Annotated in this window: 20 protein-coding genes and 1 pseudogene; 10 read left to right on the forward strand and 11 right to left on the reverse strand. The window is 69.1% G+C overall.

Going from position 1 to position 18,164, the window contains the following annotated elements; all coding sequences use genetic code 11:
* Nucleotides 1-83: 83 nt before the first annotated feature.
* The 3 genes from N5079_RS09015 to N5079_RS09025 form a co-directional block, all read right to left on the reverse strand.
* Nucleotides 84-827 (reverse strand): class I SAM-dependent methyltransferase, encoded by a 744-nt coding sequence (locus tag N5079_RS09015; protein WP_261583139.1) that lies wholly within the window; start codon nt 825-827, stop codon nt 84-86.
* 59 nt (nt 828-886) lie between these two features.
* Nucleotides 887-1,594: an RraA family protein gene (locus N5079_RS09020; protein WP_261583140.1), complete on the reverse strand. Its 708-nt coding sequence runs from the start codon at nt 1,592-1,594 to the stop codon at nt 887-889.
* 83 nt (nt 1,595-1,677) lie between these two features.
* The gene (locus N5079_RS09025; protein ID WP_261583141.1) at nt 1,678-2,712 is read right to left on the reverse strand and encodes an Rv2578c family radical SAM protein; all 1,035 of its coding nucleotides are present in this window, start codon (nt 2,710-2,712) and stop codon (nt 1,678-1,680) included.
* A gap of 136 nt (nt 2,713-2,848) precedes the next feature.
* Here N5079_RS09025 and N5079_RS09030 point away from each other — a divergent pair, with 136 nt between their 5' ends.
* Nucleotides 2,849-3,118 carry a DUF3040 domain-containing protein gene (locus tag N5079_RS09030; protein ID WP_261583142.1) on the forward strand — a complete coding sequence of 90 codons (270 nt, stop codon included), beginning with the start codon at nt 2,849-2,851 and terminating at the stop codon, nt 3,116-3,118.
* Here the strand turns inward: N5079_RS09030 and N5079_RS09035 are convergent.
* Nucleotides 3,071-3,391: pseudogene (locus N5079_RS09035) on the reverse strand (DUF899 family protein); the annotation flags it as partial. The gene N5079_RS09030 and the pseudogene N5079_RS09035 overlap by 48 nt on opposite strands.
* A gap of 420 nt (nt 3,392-3,811) precedes the next feature.
* Between N5079_RS09035 and N5079_RS09040 the strand changes: the two are divergent.
* From N5079_RS09040 to N5079_RS09055, 4 genes are all read left to right on the forward strand, one after another.
* Complete coding sequence (locus tag N5079_RS09040) at nt 3,812-4,732, forward strand: alpha/beta fold hydrolase (protein ID WP_261583143.1); 921 nt, start codon at nt 3,812-3,814, stop codon at nt 4,730-4,732.
* A gap of 9 nt (nt 4,733-4,741) precedes the next feature.
* Nucleotides 4,742-5,368, forward strand: coding sequence for a TetR/AcrR family transcriptional regulator (locus N5079_RS09045; protein ID WP_261583144.1), 627 nt, complete (start codon nt 4,742-4,744; stop codon nt 5,366-5,368).
* Nucleotides 5,369-5,654: 286 nt separating this feature from the next.
* The gene (locus N5079_RS09050; protein WP_261583145.1) at nt 5,655-6,095 is read left to right on the forward strand and encodes a hypothetical protein; all 441 of its coding nucleotides are present in this window, start codon (nt 5,655-5,657) and stop codon (nt 6,093-6,095) included.
* A 57-nt stretch (nt 6,096-6,152) separates the two neighbouring features.
* Nucleotides 6,153-6,713: a dihydrofolate reductase family protein gene (locus N5079_RS09055; RefSeq protein ID WP_261583146.1), complete on the forward strand. Its 561-nt coding sequence runs from the start codon at nt 6,153-6,155 to the stop codon at nt 6,711-6,713.
* Between the two features lie 320 nt (nt 6,714-7,033).
* Here N5079_RS09055 and N5079_RS09060 read toward each other — a convergent pair whose 3' ends face one another.
* Both N5079_RS09060 and N5079_RS09065 read right to left on the reverse strand, forming a co-directional pair.
* On the reverse strand, nt 7,034-7,681 hold the full coding sequence (locus N5079_RS09060; protein ID WP_261583147.1) for a YdeI/OmpD-associated family protein: 648 nt from the start codon (nt 7,679-7,681) through the stop codon (nt 7,034-7,036).
* Nucleotides 7,656-7,988, reverse strand: coding sequence for a carboxymuconolactone decarboxylase family protein (locus N5079_RS09065; RefSeq protein WP_261583148.1), 333 nt, complete (start codon nt 7,986-7,988; stop codon nt 7,656-7,658). The genes N5079_RS09060 and N5079_RS09065 overlap by 26 nt, the downstream gene beginning before the upstream one ends.
* Before the next feature lie 186 nt (nt 7,989-8,174).
* On the opposite strand from N5079_RS09065, the gene N5079_RS09070 reads away from it, so the two are divergent.
* Nucleotides 8,175-9,188 carry a helix-turn-helix transcriptional regulator gene (locus N5079_RS09070; protein WP_261583149.1) on the forward strand — a complete coding sequence of 338 codons (1,014 nt, stop codon included), beginning with the start codon at nt 8,175-8,177 and terminating at the stop codon, nt 9,186-9,188.
* A 421-nt stretch (nt 9,189-9,609) separates the two neighbouring features.
* Nucleotides 9,610-10,485, forward strand: a complete 876-nt coding sequence (locus N5079_RS09075; protein WP_261583150.1) for a DMT family transporter — start codon at nt 9,610-9,612, stop codon at nt 10,483-10,485.
* 31 nt (nt 10,486-10,516) lie between these two features.
* Here the strand turns inward: N5079_RS09075 and N5079_RS09080 are convergent, their stop codons facing one another.
* Nucleotides 10,517-11,371, reverse strand: a complete 855-nt coding sequence (locus tag N5079_RS09080; RefSeq protein WP_261583151.1) for an alpha/beta fold hydrolase — start codon at nt 11,369-11,371, stop codon at nt 10,517-10,519.
* 405 nt (nt 11,372-11,776) lie between these two features.
* On the opposite strand from N5079_RS09080, the gene N5079_RS09085 reads away from it, so the two are divergent.
* Entirely contained in the window at nt 11,777-12,013 is a 237-nt protein-coding gene (locus tag N5079_RS09085) for a hypothetical protein (RefSeq protein ID WP_261583152.1), read from the forward strand.
* Between the two features lie 158 nt (nt 12,014-12,171).
* Here N5079_RS09085 and N5079_RS09090 read toward each other — a convergent pair whose 3' ends face one another.
* The 3 genes from N5079_RS09090 to N5079_RS09100 all read right to left on the reverse strand — a co-directional run bounded on the left by N5079_RS09090 (nt 12,172) and on the right by N5079_RS09100 (nt 15,455).
* Complete coding sequence (locus N5079_RS09090; protein ID WP_261583153.1) at nt 12,172-12,921, reverse strand: GNAT family N-acetyltransferase; 750 nt, start codon at nt 12,919-12,921, stop codon at nt 12,172-12,174.
* A 130-nt stretch (nt 12,922-13,051) separates the two neighbouring features.
* Nucleotides 13,052-14,683, reverse strand: coding sequence for a penicillin-binding transpeptidase domain-containing protein (locus N5079_RS09095; RefSeq protein ID WP_261583154.1), 1,632 nt, complete (start codon nt 14,681-14,683; stop codon nt 13,052-13,054).
* Between the two features lie 121 nt (nt 14,684-14,804).
* Nucleotides 14,805-15,455 carry a lysophospholipid acyltransferase family protein gene (locus N5079_RS09100; RefSeq protein WP_261583155.1) on the reverse strand — a complete coding sequence of 217 codons (651 nt, stop codon included), beginning with the start codon at nt 15,453-15,455 and terminating at the stop codon, nt 14,805-14,807.
* A gap of 549 nt (nt 15,456-16,004) precedes the next feature.
* On the opposite strand from N5079_RS09100, the gene N5079_RS09105 reads away from it, so the two are divergent.
* Nucleotides 16,005-16,364 (forward strand): hypothetical protein, encoded by a 360-nt coding sequence (locus tag N5079_RS09105; RefSeq protein WP_261583156.1) that lies wholly within the window; start codon nt 16,005-16,007, stop codon nt 16,362-16,364.
* Between the two features lie 42 nt (nt 16,365-16,406).
* Nucleotides 16,407-17,087, forward strand: coding sequence for a GNAT family N-acetyltransferase (locus tag N5079_RS09110; protein ID WP_261583157.1), 681 nt, complete (start codon nt 16,407-16,409; stop codon nt 17,085-17,087).
* On the opposite strand, the gene N5079_RS09115 is transcribed toward N5079_RS09110, so the two are convergent.
* Nucleotides 17,056-18,015 (reverse strand): tyrosine-type recombinase/integrase, encoded by a 960-nt coding sequence (locus N5079_RS09115; protein WP_261583158.1) that lies wholly within the window; start codon nt 18,013-18,015, stop codon nt 17,056-17,058. The genes N5079_RS09110 and N5079_RS09115 overlap by 32 nt on opposite strands.
* Nucleotides 18,016-18,164: the final 149 nt, after the last annotated feature.

Below are 18,164 nucleotides of genomic sequence, written 5' to 3' on the forward strand. Positions count from 1 at the left end.
CGACAAATCATGCCCCGTTCATGTAGTCGCCGGTCCCCCTTTCCTGTGACGTGGCAGACAGCGCGAATGTTGTGTGATCTGGATCACACGAGGCGCCAGATGGTGGTGCGCTTGCGCGGGGTGTCCTCCAGGGGCGCCGGCACGGTATGGACGCCGACCCGTTCGAAGCGGGCCGCGGGCAGGTAGGAGCACCCTCGCTCCGGATCGCCGACCAGGACCACACCCCGGGCTCGCTCCAGGAACGGCATGACCCGGCGGGCCAGCGGCTTCTCGTAGAAGACGTCCCCCGCCAGGACGACGTCCTCGGTGGCGGTGTGGCCGAGCAGGTCCCCTTCGACGACTGCGACGGTCACGCCGTTCGCTCGGGCGTTCAGGGCCGTCGCGGCGAGTGCGTGCGGGTCGATGTCGTTGGCGGTCACCCGGGCGGCTCCGGCGAGGGCTGAGGCGATGGCCACCAGGCCTGATCCGGTGGCGAGGTCGAGGACGGTCCGGCCCCGGACCAGCTCCGGATGGTCGAGCACGTGCCGCGCGAGCGCCTGCCCGCCCGCCCACGCGTAGGCCCAGAACGGCAACCGCCCCGTCCGCTCCCAGATGGCGTAAAGCGCGCCGTCCCGCGCCTCACCGCCGGGGTCGTCGGGCTGGTCGCCCGGAGGCTGGTCACCGGATGCGTCGGGGCGAGCCGGTGGGGACGGTTGGGAAGGAGGAAGGGGCGGCGTCAGGGGAGGAACTTGGTGCAGAAGGATCTCCGGCACGTACGGCACAGCCGCGAGCCGGGTGTGCGCCCGGACGAAATCCTCCACGTCCTCCGCGCCCTCGACGTCCTCCACGCCTGCCGATGCTATCGGGGAGGCCCGGCCTGCCGGGGAGTGACCCGCGAAAGGGGGAGTCATTCCTCGATGGCGCCGCCCACGGCTCGCAGATGTTCGCGGAAGGTCAGCGAAGGCGTCTCCCTGCGGCGGGCGAGGTAGGCGTCGAACCGCACCTGGCCGCGCAGGGAGTCGCCCGCGCGGATCCGCTCGGCCTGGCGTCGCTCGGTGTCGCGGATCTTCTCCGCGAGGCCGAAGAGGTCCGCGGCGCGGGTGGCGGGCACGAACAGCACGCCGTCGTCGTCGCCCAGGACCAGGTCGTCACGGCTGACCGTCCAGTCGCCCACGGTGGCGGAGTCCATCGCGTCGTGGGGACGGGGATCGAGGCGCAGCGGGCCGGTCGGGATCGCTCCCAGGCTGAAGACCGGCAGTCCGATGGCTCGGATGTCGGCCGTGTCGCGATGCAGCCCCCAGATCACGATGCCCGCAAGCCCGGCGGCCTGGGCCTCCAGGACGACGAGGTCGCCGACGCAGGCTTCGTCGAGCCGTCCGCCGTTGTCGACCACCAGGACGTCGCCGGGCTCCGCCCGTTCGAACGCCTCCAGGAAGACATCGACGCTGCCGGCGTGCCGGGAGGGGGACGCACGCCCGATGAGGCGGCCGCCGGGCACCACGGCGCGCAGGAGCGCGGGCCCGCAGCGCACAGGGAGCTGAGCGCGAATGCAGGCGTCCGCCAGGTGGGCGGTGGTCAGTGTCCCGAACCGCCGCCGAAGGTCTTGCTGATCCATGCCGCGCTTCCTCCCGCCCGTGCCCTCTGACGCTTCATTGTCCGTGAGGCTCTGGCCGAGGGAAACCGGGATCGGCTAGGGGGTCACAGAAGGGTGAGCTGCTCCGGCGCGGAGGCTCTGGCGGGCTGCGGGCGCTGAGGGATCCGGCGGGCGTCGCGAGAACTCGACCGGCCGATTCCGTACCGCCGGGCCAGCGCGGCGACCTCCTGGGCGATCCGCTCCTGGTATGCCTTGGGGGCGTAGGCGCCCCTGCCGTACATCTCCGTGTATCGGGGGACGAGCCGGGGGTGCTCCCTGGAGAGCCAGGCCATGAACCACTCCCGGGCGCCCGGGCGCAGGTGGAGCACGATCGGGGTGACGTGGGCGGCGCCGGTCTCGGCGATCCGCCGTACGGTCTGCGACAGCATGGCGGGGGAGTCGGTCAGGTAGGGGAGGATCGGGGCCATCAGCACGCCGCAGCGGATGCCGTGCTCGGTGAGGGTGGCGCAGACCTCCAGCCGTTTGCGCGGGTGCGGCGTGCCGGACTCGACCGCGCGCCACATGGCGTCGTCGACGAAGCCGACCGAGACGGCGGTGCTGACATCGGTCACCTCGGCCGCCTGAGTGAGCAGGTCGAGGTCGCGCAGGATGAGGGACCCCTTGGTGAGGATCGAGAACGGGTTGGCGGCGTCCCGGAGGGCGGTCAGGATGCCGCGCATGAGCTTGTAACGCCCCTCGGCCCGCTGGTAGCAGTCGACGTTGGTCCCCATCGCGATGTGCTGCCCGGCCCACTTGGGCGCGGCGAGCTCCTTGCGGACGAGCTCGGCCGCGTTGACCTTCACGATGATCTTGGAGTCGAAGTCCTCGCCCGATCCGAGATCCAGATATTCGTGTGTCTTCCGGGCGAAGCAGTACGTGCAGGCGTGGCTGCAACCCCTGTAGGGGTTGATGGTCCACTCGAACGGCACGCGGCTCTGGCCGGGGACGCGGTTGATGACCGAGCGGGCGTGGATCTCGTAGAACGTGATGCCCCGGAACTCCGGCGTGTCGAAGGTCCTCGTCACCGCCCCGCGCGCGAACAGCGGGAGGGCCTCGTCGCGCTGACCGTGATCGGTCAGACGCAGATTGTCCCAGCGCATGACATGATTAGAACGCGAGTTCGAGGAAGATCGCAACTCACAACACGCGGTAAATACCGGGTCTTGGATACGGCTAATGATCTTCATCGTTGGGCAGAACGTCGGCACACACCTTGCGTCTTGGGAGAGGTGCGCCATGGCCTGGTCGCAGGACGAAGAGCGGATGCTGGCGATGATCGAGCGGCACCTCACCGATGAGGACCCGAGACTCGCGGCCAGGCTCGAGTCGTTCAACGAGCGGGTGGAGCGTCGGCAGCGCGGACGGCGCCGGGCGGTCGGCCGCGCTCGCCAGTGGCCACGCCGGTCCACCTTGATCATCGTGGTGAGCTGGCTGTTGATCGCCACATTGATCGCCACATTATTGATCATGGCTCTCCGGAACGACGCGGCCGCGTTCCCGATGTAGAGACCACCTGAACATACGGGCGCCGACCGACGGGCAGCTGGAGCGCTCTGCCCCCGCCGCCCGCCTTGCCGACGCCGTCGACGAAGGCGCGTCAGTGGTGGTGGTCGTGCCGGCCGAGGGTCTCCACGGGGGTCGCGGCTGGGTGTAGCCCATGAACTCGACGTAGGAGGCCACCTCGTCCCAACGGCCCGTGGTCACGATGGCGAACGAGACGCCGCGGGCGTTGAGGTAGACCGCGTCCTTCAGGTGCCACGCCGTGGTGGTGCAGCCCTCGCACTGCCCCTGGAAGGAACTCCGAGCGCCATCCGGATCGCATCGACCGGTTCATCGAGCATCCCGACCCCCTCGCGATCCGGAGTCAGCCGTTGCCGCAGTTCAGCATGACGAAACGGAGCCGATACGGTCGCCTGCGAAGTCATCGGGTCCGGCCCGGCCCCTGCGCTGGCGTAGCCGAACGCCTTCTCTGGCGCTTCCTCAATTCCGTCTCATGCGAGGTACCCGACGCTGAGCCGTACGGACCGGACCGGGTTTAAAGGGCCGGTTCAAGTAGACACCGCTGAGCTACCGGCCTGACCAGGCGCGAAAATGGCCGCAGGTCAGGGACGGGTTCGTGAATTTTCGCGATTGCTACGTGACGGGGACCCCAACTGTTAGGATACGACTGTATCCATAAAGGGGAGAGATGAGGTCACCATGCGCGCCCCCGACCGGCCGTCGGCCTTCACCAGCGACAATGCCCGCGACAGGTACCTCGCCGCCTATGACCGGGTGCTCGGCGAGCTGTGGCCAGTGCCGGTGGACTCCATCGACGTCGAGACCCGCGCCGGCAGTGTGCGGATCCACCGGGCCGGGCCCGCCGAGGGGGATCCGGTGGTCCTCCTGGCCGGTGCTGGTGGGAACGCGCTGGCCTGGTACCGCTACATCGAGCCGCTGGCGCGCATGCGTCCGGTCTTTGCCGTCGACCCGCTCGGCGAGCCCGGCCGCTCGGTTCAGACGCAGCCGCTTGTGACCGGTGCCGAGGTCGGTGGCTGGCTCACCGACGTCTTGGCCGCGGCCGGCGCCGAGCGCGCACATGTGGTGGGATCCTCTTACGGCGGCTGGACCGCGGTGGAACAGCAGCTTGGCGGGGGTGGCCGAGTCGCGGCGCTGACGCTGGTGGATCCGGTCGGCTTCGCGCCGCTGAGCGGGCGGTTCTACCGGTGGGTCATCGTCGGCGGTATGGCCGCCCTGCTTCCTCGTGCGCTACGACGCCGTGTCGCCGGCGCGGTCGGCAACGGCGCGCTGCGTGAGGACGTGCTGATGAAGCTGCTGCTGGCCGGCCGGTCTTTCCGCCGGCGGCTGCCCATCCCGCCCACCTACACCGACGAGCAGGTGCGTGAGCTGTCCGTGCCCGTACAGGTGCTGCTGGGCGCCCGCAGCGCGGTGCACAACGCGCAGTCGGTGGCCGCGCGGCTGGCCGAAATCGCGCCGTCGTGGCGGGTGGAGATCGTGCCCGACACCGGGCACGCGCTGCCCGTCGAAGCTCCAGGCCTGGTCACAGAGCGGATCCTCACCTTCCCCGGCCAAGCCCGGGCCGAGATCGCAACGCCGGGGCACGGCACGGAGCGCAGTTAGGAAACCGGCATGCCCAAACAGGTGGACCATGATGAGCGGCGACGCCAGTTGACCGAGGCACTGCTGCGCATCGCCAGCACCCGCGGCCTGCAGGCGGTGTCGATGCGTGAGATCGCCGCCGAGGCCGGAGTCTCACTGCGTGTCGTCCAGTATTACTTCACCGACAAGCAGGCCCTGCTCGACTCCGGCCTCGCCGAGCTGGCCGCCCGCCTGGACCGCCGAGTCCGGCAGCGGGCCGCCGCCGACACGGGCCGGCTGTCCACGCGAGGTGTCTTCGAAGCCGTCCTCGGCGCGATCCTGCCCTCCGACGAGCAGAGCCGGCTGGACTCGCTGGCCTGGACCGCCTACTACACCGCCGCCCTCACCGACCCGGCGCTCGCTGCGGCCGCGCTCACCCGACCCGACGCGCTGGAAGACTTCCTCACCACCCGGCTCACCACCGCGCAGCAGGCCGGGGACCTCGCCTCCGATCGCGACCCGCGCACCGAGGTCGCCACACTTCTGGCTCTCGCCAACGGCCTGACCGCCAGCGTCCTGGGCCGGCAGCGCAGCCACGCGGCCGCCACCGCGATCATCGACTACCACCTCGACCGCCTCTTCGGACCGACGGCCACACTACGGCCGCCCCCGGACTGAGCCGCACCGACCAAGGCTCCTCACCTGCACTCCGGCCAGCAACCATCCATCCTCGCGGCCCGTTTCTGCCAGATTGGCACCCGTGGAAGGCCGGGTTCACCTGCGCCCCGGCGATCGGCAGACGCCACGTTGCTGGCCACCGTGCGGCACCTGGAGACCTCCTCGGTCGATGACGCTCTGCACGTGCTGGATCTGCTGATCATCTCCAACCTGCCGGCCCGGGCCGAGCGGGCGGCGAGGCCGAGCAACTGCGCACGTCTCGAGGCTGCGCAAGGCGGCGCGCACGATGGCCTCGGCGGTGGAGGTCCGGCGTGTCTGGCGGAAGCGACCTGGGCTGCCACGTTCCGGCCGTCCGCCGTACCTGAAGCGGACGGGGGTCGTGGTGGCCGGAGTGGTGTTCGTGCTGGGCGGGCTGCTGCTGCGGGTTACCGTGGCGACCTCCATCGACCTCGGCTACCAGGCACCGGTCGCGGTGCTGGCTGGGTGGCTGGTACGCCGGTGGACGGCGAGCGGCGGGTGGACGGACCGGCACAGCCTCTGCTTGGCCGGTGGGGCGTTGGTAGGGCACACCGCGTTCGGGGTGGTGGCCAACGCCGTCACCCTCGCCGACAAGCTGGAGCTGTCCACTCGGGGGCTGGTCATGGTCAGTCTGCTGGCGCTGTTCGGCCGCCGACGCCCGGCCGATGCCGACGAAATAACCCGAAAAAAATTCTTCCGCCAGATGTAGAGAACGTCGCCACGGCTGCGACCCACCTGTGAAAGCAAAAGAGAACAGGAGCCGGACATGCGTAAGATCATCTTCTGGGTGCACACCTCGATCGACGGCCACATCGACGGCCCGAACGGCGAGTTCGACTGGCCCGTGATGGGCGAGGAACTGTCGGCGTACTCCGAGGCGCTGGGCGACCGTTCCGACACCTTCCTGTACGGGCGCGGCGTCTGGGAAGGCATGGTGGCCTTCTGGCCGAATGCCGAGTCGATGTCGGACCACCCGCACGTCCTGAAGTTCGCCCCTCGCTGGCGCGACACGCCGAAGATCGTCTTCTCGAAGACACTGAAGGAGACCGACTGGGCCACCCGGATCATCGGCGACGACCTCGCCGAGCAGGTCGCCGACCTCAAGCGGCAGGACGGCAAGGACCTGCTGCTCGCCGGCGGCTCCAGCCTGGCCGCCGCGCTCACCGACCACGGCCTGATCGACGAGTATCACCTCGCGGTGCACCCGGTCGTGCTGGGCGGTGGCCGGCCGCTGTTCGTCCCGCGCGAAGAGCGGCTGGGCCTGCGGCTGGCCGAGTCGCGTACCTGCGATTCGCAGGTGGTGGTGATGCGGTACGACCGCGTCTAGCGGAGTGCGGCAGGAAGCGCTCAACGAGCGCTTCGCCCAACGCCGTTCCTCGCGACGGCGTGCGCCCGTCGCGATGTGTTGAGCGCCTGACGGGTCACCAGCCGCGCAAAGTACGAGTTGGTGTCCCGCACGGTCGTGAGGTCCACGTCGGCCCGCTCGTCGGAGGCGGCTGGCGCCCCTTGCGCCCGGCCGCTGTTGAGCCGAGCCTGCGCCTATGACGGGTTCTTGGGGGCTGGGTAAGGTTCCGGGTCTGGCCGAACGCCGAGCCGCCATGTACGTGGGCTTGGAGGAGCGAGGCGAGGAGAGGAGTGGGCCCGCATTCAACTGCCGAGGGCGCGCTTTTGTGGGTGGATCGCCTCGCCGCGGGCGAGCATGTCAACGAACTGGGTGATACGGCGGGCTCGGGTCTCGGCGCGTTTGGCGTTCGCGATCCGATAGAGAATGGCGTAGCGGTTTTGGGAGGTGAGGATGTCGAACATAGCTTGTGCCCGGGGTTTCGCGGCCAATGCGGCGGCCAGGTCGGCTGGTACCTCGATCCCGGCTTGTCCCGCGTAGGCCGTGTCCCAGCGGCCGTCGGCCTTGGCGCGTTCGACCTCGGTCATTCCGGCCGGATGCATCCGGCCCTCGCTGATCAGACGGGTCACGATGGAAACGTTCCGCTCTGACCAGGGACTTTGCCTTCCGCGAGGGGTGAAGCGCCGGCAGAAGGTGATCTCATCCCGCCGTCGTAGCCGACCATCGATCCAGCCGTGGCACAGGGCTTCGTCGAGCGCCTGGTCATAGGTCAGGCTGGTGGGCCGGGTCGTGTTCTGCTTGGCGAGGACCAGCCACACCCCTGCCGAGCTGTTGTGGTGCCTGCTGAGCCACTCCCGCCAGGCTCGGGCATCGGTAACGGTCAGTTCCAGTAGTTCGTTGCTCATCGTCATGTGCCCCTGATGATCATCAAAGGGATGGTTGTCGGCGGTCACCCGAAGGTGGGAGCCCAGGACGGGGGCCTGCCGGAAGTGGCGCTGGATCGGTCAGCGCGAGCGCTGCCCGCTCCTCCTCGGTGAAGAAGGCGTCTCGCGCCAGGTGACCACGTTGTGCAGCCGCTCCTCGGTCTCCATGCTTCTTCGCCGACTGGACGCCGGCGAACACACACGGGCTGCAGCCGTTGATCTGGCTGGCCCGCAGATGGACCAGCTCGAGCACGAGCGGGTCGACGCCACCGGCGTGAATCGCCTTGTGGAGATGCTGGATCGCTGTGATCACGTCGGGATTCGCCATGCTCTTCATGCGTGCTTCCATGGGTCCTGCCCTCGTCGGTTACGTGCGCCCATCCGGGCCCGTCATCTGACGCACCTTGGCGGAGGTCATCGTCGTCGTAATGGACTTTTCGGCCGAGGAGTTCTCGGTCATGCCGGCGACGTTACGGTATGACCCGGTCAGAAACGGTCCTGGTTATCGAGCAGACTGTTAGCCGTGGTCAACACCTCGGCACGGCTGCTGCGGCTGCTGTCTTTGCTGTCAACGCGGCGGTCCTGGACGTCCGCTGATCTTTCCGCCCAGCTGGAGATCACCGAACGGACGGTTCGCCGGGACATCGCCCGGCTACGTGAACTCGGCTACGGCATCGAATCGGAGATGGGCCCATGGGGCGGCTACCACCTCGGGCCTGGAACCAGCATTCCGCCACTGATCCTTGACGAGGAGGAGGCCCTCGCGGTCGCTGTCGGGCTGCGCACCGCCGCCTTCAGCGGAGTCTCCGGCAGCGACCAGGCAGCCCTGTCGGCGCTGCTGAAACTACGGCAGGTGCTGCCGGCCAGGATCGCCGACCGGCTCGGCGAGCTGGACGCCGCGTTCACCCACACCGCACGACCCGACGAAAGCCAGATCTCCCCCGCGCTGCTGCTCGACCTGGCCACCGCGTGCCGGCGAGGCGAACGCACCCAGTTGACCTACCGCGACCGGGCCGGAACGACGTCCACCCGCCGAGTGGACCCCTACCGGCTCATCTACACCGGCCGCCGCTGGTATCTCCTCGCCTACGACCTGACGCGGCAGGACTGGCGCACCTTCCGTACCGATCGCATCATCGATGCCACAGCCACCGGGCAGGCCACTGCCCTGTCCGACCCGCCAGATCCGGCACAGATGGTCAGCACGGGCGTCGCGCTGAGGCCCTACCCGGTGCGGGTGACCATCCGCCTGACCGTACCGGCCGATGAGGCCCGCAGGCTGGTACCACTAACGGTCGGCGTCCACCACCCGGACGGCGATGACGCCACGATTATCGACATCGGCGGGCCAGACGCCGACGGCCTGGCCCGCTACCTGCTCAGCCTCGGCCGACCACTCCAGATACTGCACCCAGAAGAGGTCCGCCAGGCATTCCTCACCCGCACACATCAACTCCTCGAGGACAACCAGGGGCACAAACACCCGCCGATAGCTGACACGGCTACCTGCAGTGACGGATGTTGTCGGCCACCATGAAGTGCGACTGCAATCTGAGATTCCGCGTTAGCGCAGGTCAGCGATATCCGTTGGTTTTTCGGCCAGGACTACCGGGACCCCCTACAGCCGTCGTCGGATTCGGTTACCGAGCCGAGTATCCGTAGACGATCGTGAACAGCAGCGGCCGCAACAAGGTGAACCGCTCGGCATACATGCTGCTTCGTCACGGGGACGGGACCACCCGCGCAGCGGAGGTCGGCTGCTCGGGACGCGGGCCGCCAGCTCATCCGCGGCGGCTGGCCCGACGGTGCGGCGGCGTCGCCGACCGCCTAGATGACGTAGTCGTAGTCCAGCGCGCGGCCCGACGCCAGGCGCACTGTGCGGGCGGTGTCGACGAGGCGCGCCCCGCCTGGATGCCGGTTAGATGGAGGCTCGTTTCACAGCGTCAGTGGGGAGCCGTATGCCCGGGGTCGTGTCATCGGGTGCGGGCGCGGCCGCCGTACCTGCCGTGGTCCTGGCCGCGGCGCTCCTGCACGTCGTCTGGAACGGGCTCGCACACGGCATCAAGGACAAGCTGGCCGGCTTCACCTTGATCAACCTCGCCTACACCGGATGCGGCGCCGTGATGGTCTTGCTGATGCCCATGCCGGACCCGGCGGCGTGGCCGTACATCGCGGCGTCCGCCGTGTTGCAGGTCGTGTACCAGGTTCTGCTGCTGCGGGCCTACCAGCTCGGCGATTTCGGCCAGATGTACCCCATGGCCCGCGGCACGTCACCGCTGCTGGTGGCGGTGGTGTCCACGACCGTGCTCGGCCAGGCTCTGCCGGGCCGGGACGTCGCCGGGGTGGTGGTGATCTCGTGCGGCCTGGCCGGCCTGGCGCTGGCGGACGGGATACCCGGCCGGGCGCAACTGCCGGCGCTCGCGGCCGCCGTCGGGACCGGAATGATGATCGCCCTGTACACGGTCGTCGACGGCACGGGGGTGCGGCATTCGGGAACGGTCACCGGCTACATCGCGTGGCTCTTCCTCTGCCAGGGGCCCGTTCTGCCGTTGATCGCGTGGGCGCGGCGAGGCCGCTCCCTGATCGGGCAGCTGAGACCCGTATCCGGGCGCGGCCTGACCGGCGGCCTGCTGTCCGTGGTGGCGTACGGGCTCGTGGTCTGGGCCCAGGCCCGTGGGAACCTGGCGACCATCGCCGCCCTGCGCGAGACGAGCATCGTCATGGCCGCGCTCATCGGCACGCTGATCTTCCGGGAAGGCTTCGGCTACCTGCGCGTTACGGCCAGCGCGACCGTTCTGGCGGGCATCGTCGTCCTGGAGCTCGCCCATCCCTGAGGGGTATCGGCGGGCGGGATGTCGGGTGGCGTCAGTTCGCGAGGGCGGAGAGCTTCGACGCCAGCCATGGGCGGATGACGGGGAGGACCTGGTTCGCCTGCATCGCCCGCATGTGATCGAGACCGTCGAGGACGCGCACATCCCAGCCGAGGTCCTCGATGTCGTTGCGGTGCTCCAGGATCGGTCCGGCGATGTCCACTTGCGTGTTCCCCCACCTGGGGCCGTAGTCGATCCTGTCGGCTGATCCGGCGAAGCACAACCTGGGGGAGGTGATGCGGCTCTGGGCGGCCCGGTCGTCGAAGTGCTGAAGTGCCTGGTAGAGCGTGACGAACTGGCGGGTCTGGTCCTGCGACATGGACACGGGCGCGTTGTCCCAATCGCCCGCCTCCACTGGCTCAGCGGATGAGGGGTTCCGCGCCTCGGCGGACATCTGGTGCGTTGCGGTCGTGACGCTGAGCATCGCGGCGTACGGCCCGCCGACGGGTGGGAAACCGCCCATAGCGAGCGCTGTGAGGCGATCCGTGCGGATGGCGAGCTGCATGCCGATCATGGCCAGCCAGGAGTATCCGTAGTAGGCGAAGTGGTCGGCGCCGGCCGCGTCGGCTACGGCGAGCAGGTCACGGGCGACCGTCTCCGGAGTGAGCGTGTCGGCCTTCGGCGCGGCCAGGACGTGTCCCTCGTAGTCGAAGGCGACGACTCTGAACCTGTCACTCAGTCCGGCCACGAGGGAATGGCCGAGTGAGGGGTCGGCGCCCCATTTGCGCATTTCCTCGGCCTGAGGGCCGTCGTCGCCAGGCTTGGGGTTCACCGGAAGCAGAACGACTGGTCCCGCTCCGCGGATCTCGATCTCGATCACGCCTCCGTCGTGAAGCGTCGCGGCTGGCATCGATGTCCTCCCAAGGGCTGCGGCCGATCTCGGCCCACATCTCTGTACGGCGTAAGCTATCCCCGCCCGAACAATACCTTATACCGTAAGGAGTTCTATGACGGCTCGTGCCTTCTAGGGGCGGCCGGAATACGGCAGAAAGACACCGCGCAGTCTGACTGTCGATCGCTAGGGTGATCGGAGTGGAGATCGTCTGCCGGGACGGGTCGGGTGCCTACGGCGAGGCGGTACGGAGGGCGCGTCGCTGAACTCCTGATCGCCGTTGTTGATCAACGCTCAGTGACTCGTTCGGCAGGTTGGCAAGTTGGTGAAATAGCGATCAAGCGACGTCCCGCGCAGTGACACGCTACCCAGGCCACAGCCACGGTGCGGGGACGGTGGGTGACAGCCGGAAAGGCAGTGTCAATGTCCAGCGCGCAGTTGTACGACACCATCGGAGCCACCTACACCGTGACACGGCGCACTGAACCGCGCATCGCTGCGCGGATTTGGGCTGCGCTCGGCGATGCCCGGACCATACTGAACGTCGGGGCGGGCACCGGGTCGTACGAGCCCCCCGACCGCCACGTCCTCGCGGTGGAACCGTCGGCGCTCATGCGTTCGCAGCGTCTTCCGGACGCGGCGCCGTGCCTGTTGATCTAAGTTCCGCAGCTCCGCGGGAGGTCGCGTACGCGGGGTCGATCTCGTCGCGGATGGGTGAACTCCGGCGTGATCATGCACGATTCCTGGACATGGTGGTTGACCTGCCGGAACTCCGGCCGTGATCATGCGGAGGTCCGCCATCTTTACTGGCCTGAGGCTCACCTCGCGGTGCGGTAGTGGTAACCGCATATCTCGGTGAAGCCCATCCGCTGGTACAGCCGGAGAGCCGGGATGTTGTCGCGCTCCACCTGCAGATACATGCGGCCGGCTTGGTGTGCGCCGGCCCAGCCGGCAAGCGCGGCGAGCACGTCGCGGGCCGCGCCTTTGCCCCGCGCCTCGGGAAGCGTGGCCATGCCGAAGACTCCCGCCCACCCGGTGTCGGCGACGGCGCGGCCCACCGCGAGGACGTCATCCCCGATCACCGCGCAGGCGTAGGCGGACGGCTGCTCCACGCGGCCGAGCAGGTCCCACTCGGAACGTGAGTCGCCCCCGTGCACGGCGTGCCAGGTTTCGAACCATGCGCGTGTCGGGCGGTCGTCCAACCGAACCCGCGGTGAGCCGGCCGGCGACTGTTCCAGGACCCGCGCGATCGGCACCACCTGCAACGACACCAAGCTCTGACGGCGGTAGCCACGCTCTTGCAGGACTGTGTCGAGCCCTTCCGGACACGCTCCGGGGCTGATCTGAAACCGCGGGGCCGCGCCGTGACCGGCATAGAACTCCTCCGCCCCAACGACCCTGGACAGCAGTTCGCCCCTGGCATTGCCGTGTGGCAGCACCGTTCCCACCCACCAGGCACAGCCGGGGGCATGGCGCAGCCACCACCCGTCGACATCCTTGATGTGCTCGGCCGGAAGAGCCCGGGCCGCCCTCTCCTGTAGGCCCCTCACCGTTTCCGAGCCGCTCATGGCGGACAGCGTCGACACGCGGACCTCTCTTCATAACCGGTGGCGTCGGCGCAACCTGCGACGGCGAGGCGTCACGGCCGCCCGGCCGAGGTCAGCGGCCGAGGTCAGCGGCCGAGGTCAGCGGCCGAGGTCAGCTGAGGGACTTGAGGAAGTGAGCGGCGACGGGGGCGGCGACCTCGCCGCCCATGCCCCCGGCCTCCACCACGACCGCGAACGCGAGGTCACCGCGGAAGCCGATGAACCAGGCGTGGGTCTCGATCTTACTGTTGCTCACGAACTCGGCCGTCCCGGTCTTGCCGGCGGTCCCGGAGGGCAGCCCGGCGGCGTGGGCGGTGCCCTTGGTGACGACGGCCCTCATCATCTGGCGCAGCGGTTCGGCGACGCCGCTGGGCAGTTCCTTGGGGGAGGCATTCTGCTTGAGGTCGGGCACCAGCGTGGGGGGCCGCCAGCTTCCGTCGGCCACGGCCGCGGCCACCGTCGCCATCACGAGCGGGCTGGCGAGGATCCTGGCCTGGCCGAACGCCTCGGAGGCGAGTTCGGCGTCGCTGGTGGCCTTCGGCATGCTGCCCTTGGCCGCCGAAACCCCGATGTTCAGGGGCTGGTTGAAGCCGAAGCCGGTGGCCAGGTCGTAGAGCTTCCGCGCGCCGAGCTTGGACGCGGCCAGCGGGGCGAAGGTCGTGTTGCACGAGTGGGCGTAGGAGTCGAGGAACGTCAGCGAGCCGAACGACTCGTGGTCGGAGTTGCGGATGTCCAGTCCGCCGACGTTCGCCTTCGCGGGGCAGGAGACCTTGTCAGAGGGGGAGAGCCCTTCTGCGAGCAATCCGGCAGCGGTGATCGTCTTGAAGGTGGAGCCCGGCGGATACTGGCCCGCCAGCGCCCGGTTGAAGCCGCCCTGGTTGTTCGCGACGGCGAGGATCTCGCCCGAGGAGGGCCGGATGGCGACCAGAGAGGCGATCTTCTTCAGGTCGCGCACCGCGTCGGCGGCCGCCCGCTGCACCCGCAGGTCCAGGCTGGTCCGCACATCCTTGCCGGGGGAGCCCTCGATGGTGTGCAGGGTCTTCTTCTCGGAGCCGACGACCTGGATCTCGGTGGTGGGGGTGCCGGCGAGCTGCTTCTGGAAGGTCTGCTGGAGGCCCTCACCCGCGCCCACGGTGTCGCCGACGTGGTAGGCGGCCCCGAGCCTCTTGACGTCCTTCGCGGTGGCCTTGTCGAGGTAGCCGACGAGCTGCTGCACCGAGCCGCCCACGTCCCCGCCGTCGATGCGGTCGCCGTTCGCGTCCGTGATCGCGGCACGCTGCGGCCAGCTGGTCTTGAGGGCCAGGTGCTCGGCGCCGGTCAGCGCGGGGTGGACGGCCTGGGGCGACCAGTCGACCTTCCAGTAGTGGTCCTTGACCATGAGCTTCAGCTCGCCCTGGTAGGTCCAGTCGCCGACGTTCTTGAGCGTGGCGGTGGCGGAGTAGGCCGCGGTGGCCCGGTCGTTCACCGGCGCGCTCACACGCAGGCCGCTCACGGCGACCCCGGTGGCCCCGAGGTTCTTGGTCAGCTCGGCGTACGCGGCGTCGAAACCGGGGGACGGCGTCGCGAGCTCGGCCTTCATGGCCGCGAGGTCGCCGCGCGTCCAGGCCGCGGTGAACCGCTGAGCGGTCTCCTGCGGCGTGCCGCGCGTGTGCAGCACGTAGTAAGCGCCTCCGGCGGCGGCCCCCACCACCAGCACGGCGACGGCCGACGTGACCGCGACTGTTCGTCCTCGAGGCACGCGCACCCCCCGGTGTCCTTGTGTCGGCTCAGCGATCTCATGAGTCCGGCGTGACAGCCGGTATGAGAGCGTTGGACACCGCAGAGCCTAGCGCGGGTGAATCGTCACCCCCACCCGGTGAAGACGGTCACGCGGCGCCCTTGACGCTGGCGGCGTATTTCGGGACGTAGTCCTGCCCGGACAGGCCGCGGATGGCCTCCATCACCCGGTCGGTGACGTCGCGGCGGTCCCGGGCGCTGGCGGCGTCGCCGGTGAAGGTCATCGGAGCGCCGAGCCGTATGCCGATGCGGTGCAGCCGCGGCACCGATCTCCCCGGCGGCAGGACCTTCTCGGTGCCGAGCATCGCCACGGGGATCACCGGGGCCCCCGTGGTCAGGGTCAGCCACGCGACGCCGATCTTGCCGCGGTAGAGGCGGCCGTCGGGGGAGCGGGTCCCCTCCGGATAGATCCCGAACAGTTCGCCGGACTTCAGCACGTCGACGGCCGTGTCGAGCATGGCCTGCGCGGCGGAGGCGTTCTCCCGGTCGATCGGCATCGTGCCCATGCCACGCATCCACAGGGCGGTCAGCCGGTTGCCGGTGAAGTATTCGTTCTTGGCCACGAACCGCACCGGCCGGGGAAGCAACGCCGGGAGGACGAAGGAGTCGAGCACCGAAAGGTGGTTCGACGCGAGGATCGCCGGGCCGTGCGCCGGAACGTGCTCGCGGCCCTCGATTCTGGGCCGCCACAGCAGGTGCATCATGGGAACACTGACGATCTTGGCGGTGCGGTAAAGCACGGGCTCTCCTCCGAAGGGGCGTTGCAGCCCCACCCTAGGCCGCGCCGGCACCTGTCACGGTGCGCGGCTCGGGCAAGTCCGCATCTTCCCTTTTGTACGGCTTCGCCAAGCGCGGCACGCGTGAGAGAACGGGCATGATTCCGGGGCGTTGGAATAAGCACTCCCTGGAGTCCGTTAGGCTCAGTGTGACCGATGTGGTTTGTGTCCCCCGGGCCGCAATTACCGCCTTCACGGAATACCGTTCGGCTGGAGCCGTGTTGTGCATCTCGCCGAGGAGGCGACCGCCACATCGGTCCTAACGTGGGACGCCCCGCGAGACCCAGTGTCTCGCGGGGCGTTCGTCATTGTGGGGTCCTGTTCCAGCGTCGGCAGTGGGCGCGGTGGCGGCCGGGAAGGCCCTACATCGCCGGGCGCGGTGACCTGGTGATCCGCCAGGGGCCTTCCAGAGGCGATACATGCGGGCCGCTTCGCTGATCCCTTCCGGATGTCAACTGGGGCGTGTCAGACTTGGCGCGGCCTCGCGTCATCTCATTGGATGAGGAGCGATTCGTGACGAGAAGGATTACTGCCCTTGCCGTCGGCGCGCTGACCCTGCTGGTGAGCACCACCGTGACGGCCGCTGCGGTTCCGGAGACGCAGGCGTCCCGTGCGGGGACGTTCTACGGCACCTACCAGCGCAGGGACGGCTGCCCATATCTGCGGTCACCCCGCGGTTACCACTACTACCTGGTCGGTTACCGTGTCGGCGGCAACGGCGGCCTGTACAAGTCGGGCGGAGGCTTCATCGCGTACCCGGGGTGGCGGATCAAGGCGCGCGGCACCGTCCATCACTATTCCGGTGTGACCACCTTGTGCACCACGTGGGGTGCGAACTACCAGATCAAAGCGAAGTCGATATACGCCTACTGAGGCCACGTCAGATCGCGCAGGACGTCGGTGGTGCCGTACCGCATGCGCAGCCCCGTCGTCATCGGTTCACCCCTCGTCCGGGTCATTGAGGTCGTCCGGGCCTCCGGAGTTCGCGGCTCGCCCTCGCCGAGGGAGCTGCCGCTGTGTGAGCGATGCGGCATGAGAGAGAGGCGGACGATGGTCATCAGGACGGAGCGGCTCCTGCTGAGACGGTGGCGGAGCAGCGACAGGGAGCCGTTCGCGGCGCTGAACGCCGACCCCGCGGTGATGGAGCACTTCCCGGCCCTGCTCTCGCGGGCCGAAAGCGACGCCTTCATCGAGCAGGCGGAGGCAAGGTTCGACGAGCGCGGATTCGGGCTGTGGGCGGTCGAGACGGCCGGGACGTTCATCGGGTTCACAGGCCTGTCGATCCCCCGGTTCACCGCGCACTTCACGCCCGCCGTGGAGATCGGCTGGCGGCTCGCCCGGTCCGCCTGGGGGTACGGCTATGCGAGCGAGGCCGCGAGAGCCGTACAGGACGACGGGTTCGGGAGGCTCGGTCTGTCGGAGATCGTGTCTTTCACGGCCACGGGCAACCTCCGCTCGCAGGCGGTGATGCGCCGCATCGGCATGACGCGTGACGCGGAGGGCGATTTCGAGCACCCGGTGCTGCCGGAAGGCAGCCCGCTGCGCCGCCATGTCCTCTACCGGATCAGCGCGGCCGAGCGGTCCCGGGCATCTTGAGGCGGTCGACCGCCTCGCGGCGGCGGCGTTCGGGACGCCGGTCATAGCGGGCGGTCGTCGCGGGGGAGGCGTGGCCGACCAGGGCCTGCGTCGTCGCGAGATCCACGCCCGCGTCGAGTAGTTCGCCGATGAAGGTGCGGCGGAAGTCGTGCGGCGTCCTCTTCGCCGCTCCCGCCTGCGTGAGGCGGCGGGAGACGATGTCCGCGATCGCCTGGCCGGTCATGTGGGACAACCGGAGCCTCCCGGCCTTGTTGATCGGGCAGAACAGCGGCCCGGCCTCGCGCCCGCGCTCGGACAGCCAGAGCTCCACGCGCTCCACCGCCTCGGCGGTGAGGTAGACCAGGCGCTCCTTGTCGCCCTTGCCCCGGACCCGGAGAGATCTGGCGGGCCGGTCGAAGTCGCTCAGTTTCAGCGCGGCCAGTTCGGCTCTGCGGCATCCGGTGGAGTAGAGGACCGCGAGCATCGCGCCGTCGCGCCTGCCGGCGGGGGAGTGGTCGTCCTCGCATTGTTCCAGCGCGGCCTCGAGGACCTCCGGCGGGACGTGCTGCCCCACGGGGACCCGCGTGTGCTTGTACGACGGCAGGTCGGCGGCCCGCTGGAACTCCTCGCCGGTCATGAGCCCGAGCCGCCAGGCCTCCTGCAGGACCCGGCGCAGGGCCACCAGATGCTTGTTGACGTGCGCCGCGGACCACCCCTGCTCGCGCATCAGCGTCCGCAGCCGCACCGTGTGCTCGTAGCGGAGCAGCCCCCACGGCTGGCCGGCCCCCGTGGCTTCGGGGTCACCGGTGATGAGCCGGGCGATGCGGTCGAGGCAGCCGCGCATCGTGCGCTTGGACTCGGGGCTCTGCAGAGCGTCGAGGTACACGAAGTAGGGGTCGGGCGCGGCCTGCTCGTCGGGAAGCCGCTCAGGTATGGCAGGGGCGTTCATCACCCGCGATCCTAATAGAAATCTACGTTGTAAAGGCGCACGGTGAAGGACAAATCACTATCCAACCCCTCAAAGCCATCCGCGGAGGCACCGGCCCGGAGGCGTACGTGAGCGGCCCGTGCTCGGGTACCGTCCCCGGCGCGGTATGG

The organism is Planotetraspora sp. A-T 1434 (genome assembly GCF_025420585.1).
In the GTDB taxonomy this organism is placed as follows: domain Bacteria; phylum Actinomycetota; class Actinomycetes; order Streptosporangiales; family Streptosporangiaceae; genus JAOEGB01.

Coding starts and splice junctions, on each gene's coding strand:
- N5079_RS09020 (WP_261583140.1), bottom strand. CDS start 1,594: ATGGATCAGCAAGACCTTCGGCGGCGGTTCGGGACACTGACCACCGCC.
- N5079_RS09025 (WP_261583141.1), bottom strand. CDS start 2,712: ATGCGCTGGGACAATCTGCGTCTGACCGATCACGGTCAGCGCGACGAG.
- N5079_RS09030 (WP_261583142.1), top strand. CDS start 2,849: ATGGCCTGGTCGCAGGACGAAGAGCGGATGCTGGCGATGATCGAGCGG.
- N5079_RS09040 (WP_261583143.1), top strand. CDS start 3,812: ATGCGCGCCCCCGACCGGCCGTCGGCCTTCACCAGCGACAATGCCCGC.
- N5079_RS09045 (WP_261583144.1), top strand. CDS start 4,742: ATGCCCAAACAGGTGGACCATGATGAGCGGCGACGCCAGTTGACCGAG.
- N5079_RS09050 (WP_261583145.1), top strand. CDS start 5,655: ATGGCCTCGGCGGTGGAGGTCCGGCGTGTCTGGCGGAAGCGACCTGGG.
- N5079_RS09055 (WP_261583146.1), top strand. CDS start 6,153: ATGCGTAAGATCATCTTCTGGGTGCACACCTCGATCGACGGCCACATC.
- N5079_RS09065 (WP_261583148.1), bottom strand. CDS start 7,988: ATGAAGAGCATGGCGAATCCCGACGTGATCACAGCGATCCAGCATCTC.
- N5079_RS09075 (WP_261583150.1), top strand. CDS start 9,610: ATGCCCGGGGTCGTGTCATCGGGTGCGGGCGCGGCCGCCGTACCTGCC.
- N5079_RS09080 (WP_261583151.1), bottom strand. CDS start 11,371: ATGCCAGCCGCGACGCTTCACGACGGAGGCGTGATCGAGATCGAGATC.
- N5079_RS09085 (WP_261583152.1), top strand. CDS start 11,777: ATGTCCAGCGCGCAGTTGTACGACACCATCGGAGCCACCTACACCGTG.
- N5079_RS09090 (WP_261583153.1), bottom strand. CDS start 12,921: ATGAGCGGCTCGGAAACGGTGAGGGGCCTACAGGAGAGGGCGGCCCGG.
- N5079_RS09110 (WP_261583157.1), top strand. CDS start 16,407: ATGCGCAGCCCCGTCGTCATCGGTTCACCCCTCGTCCGGGTCATTGAG.
- N5079_RS09115 (WP_261583158.1), bottom strand. CDS start 18,015: ATGAACGCCCCTGCCATACCTGAGCGGCTTCCCGACGAGCAGGCCGCG.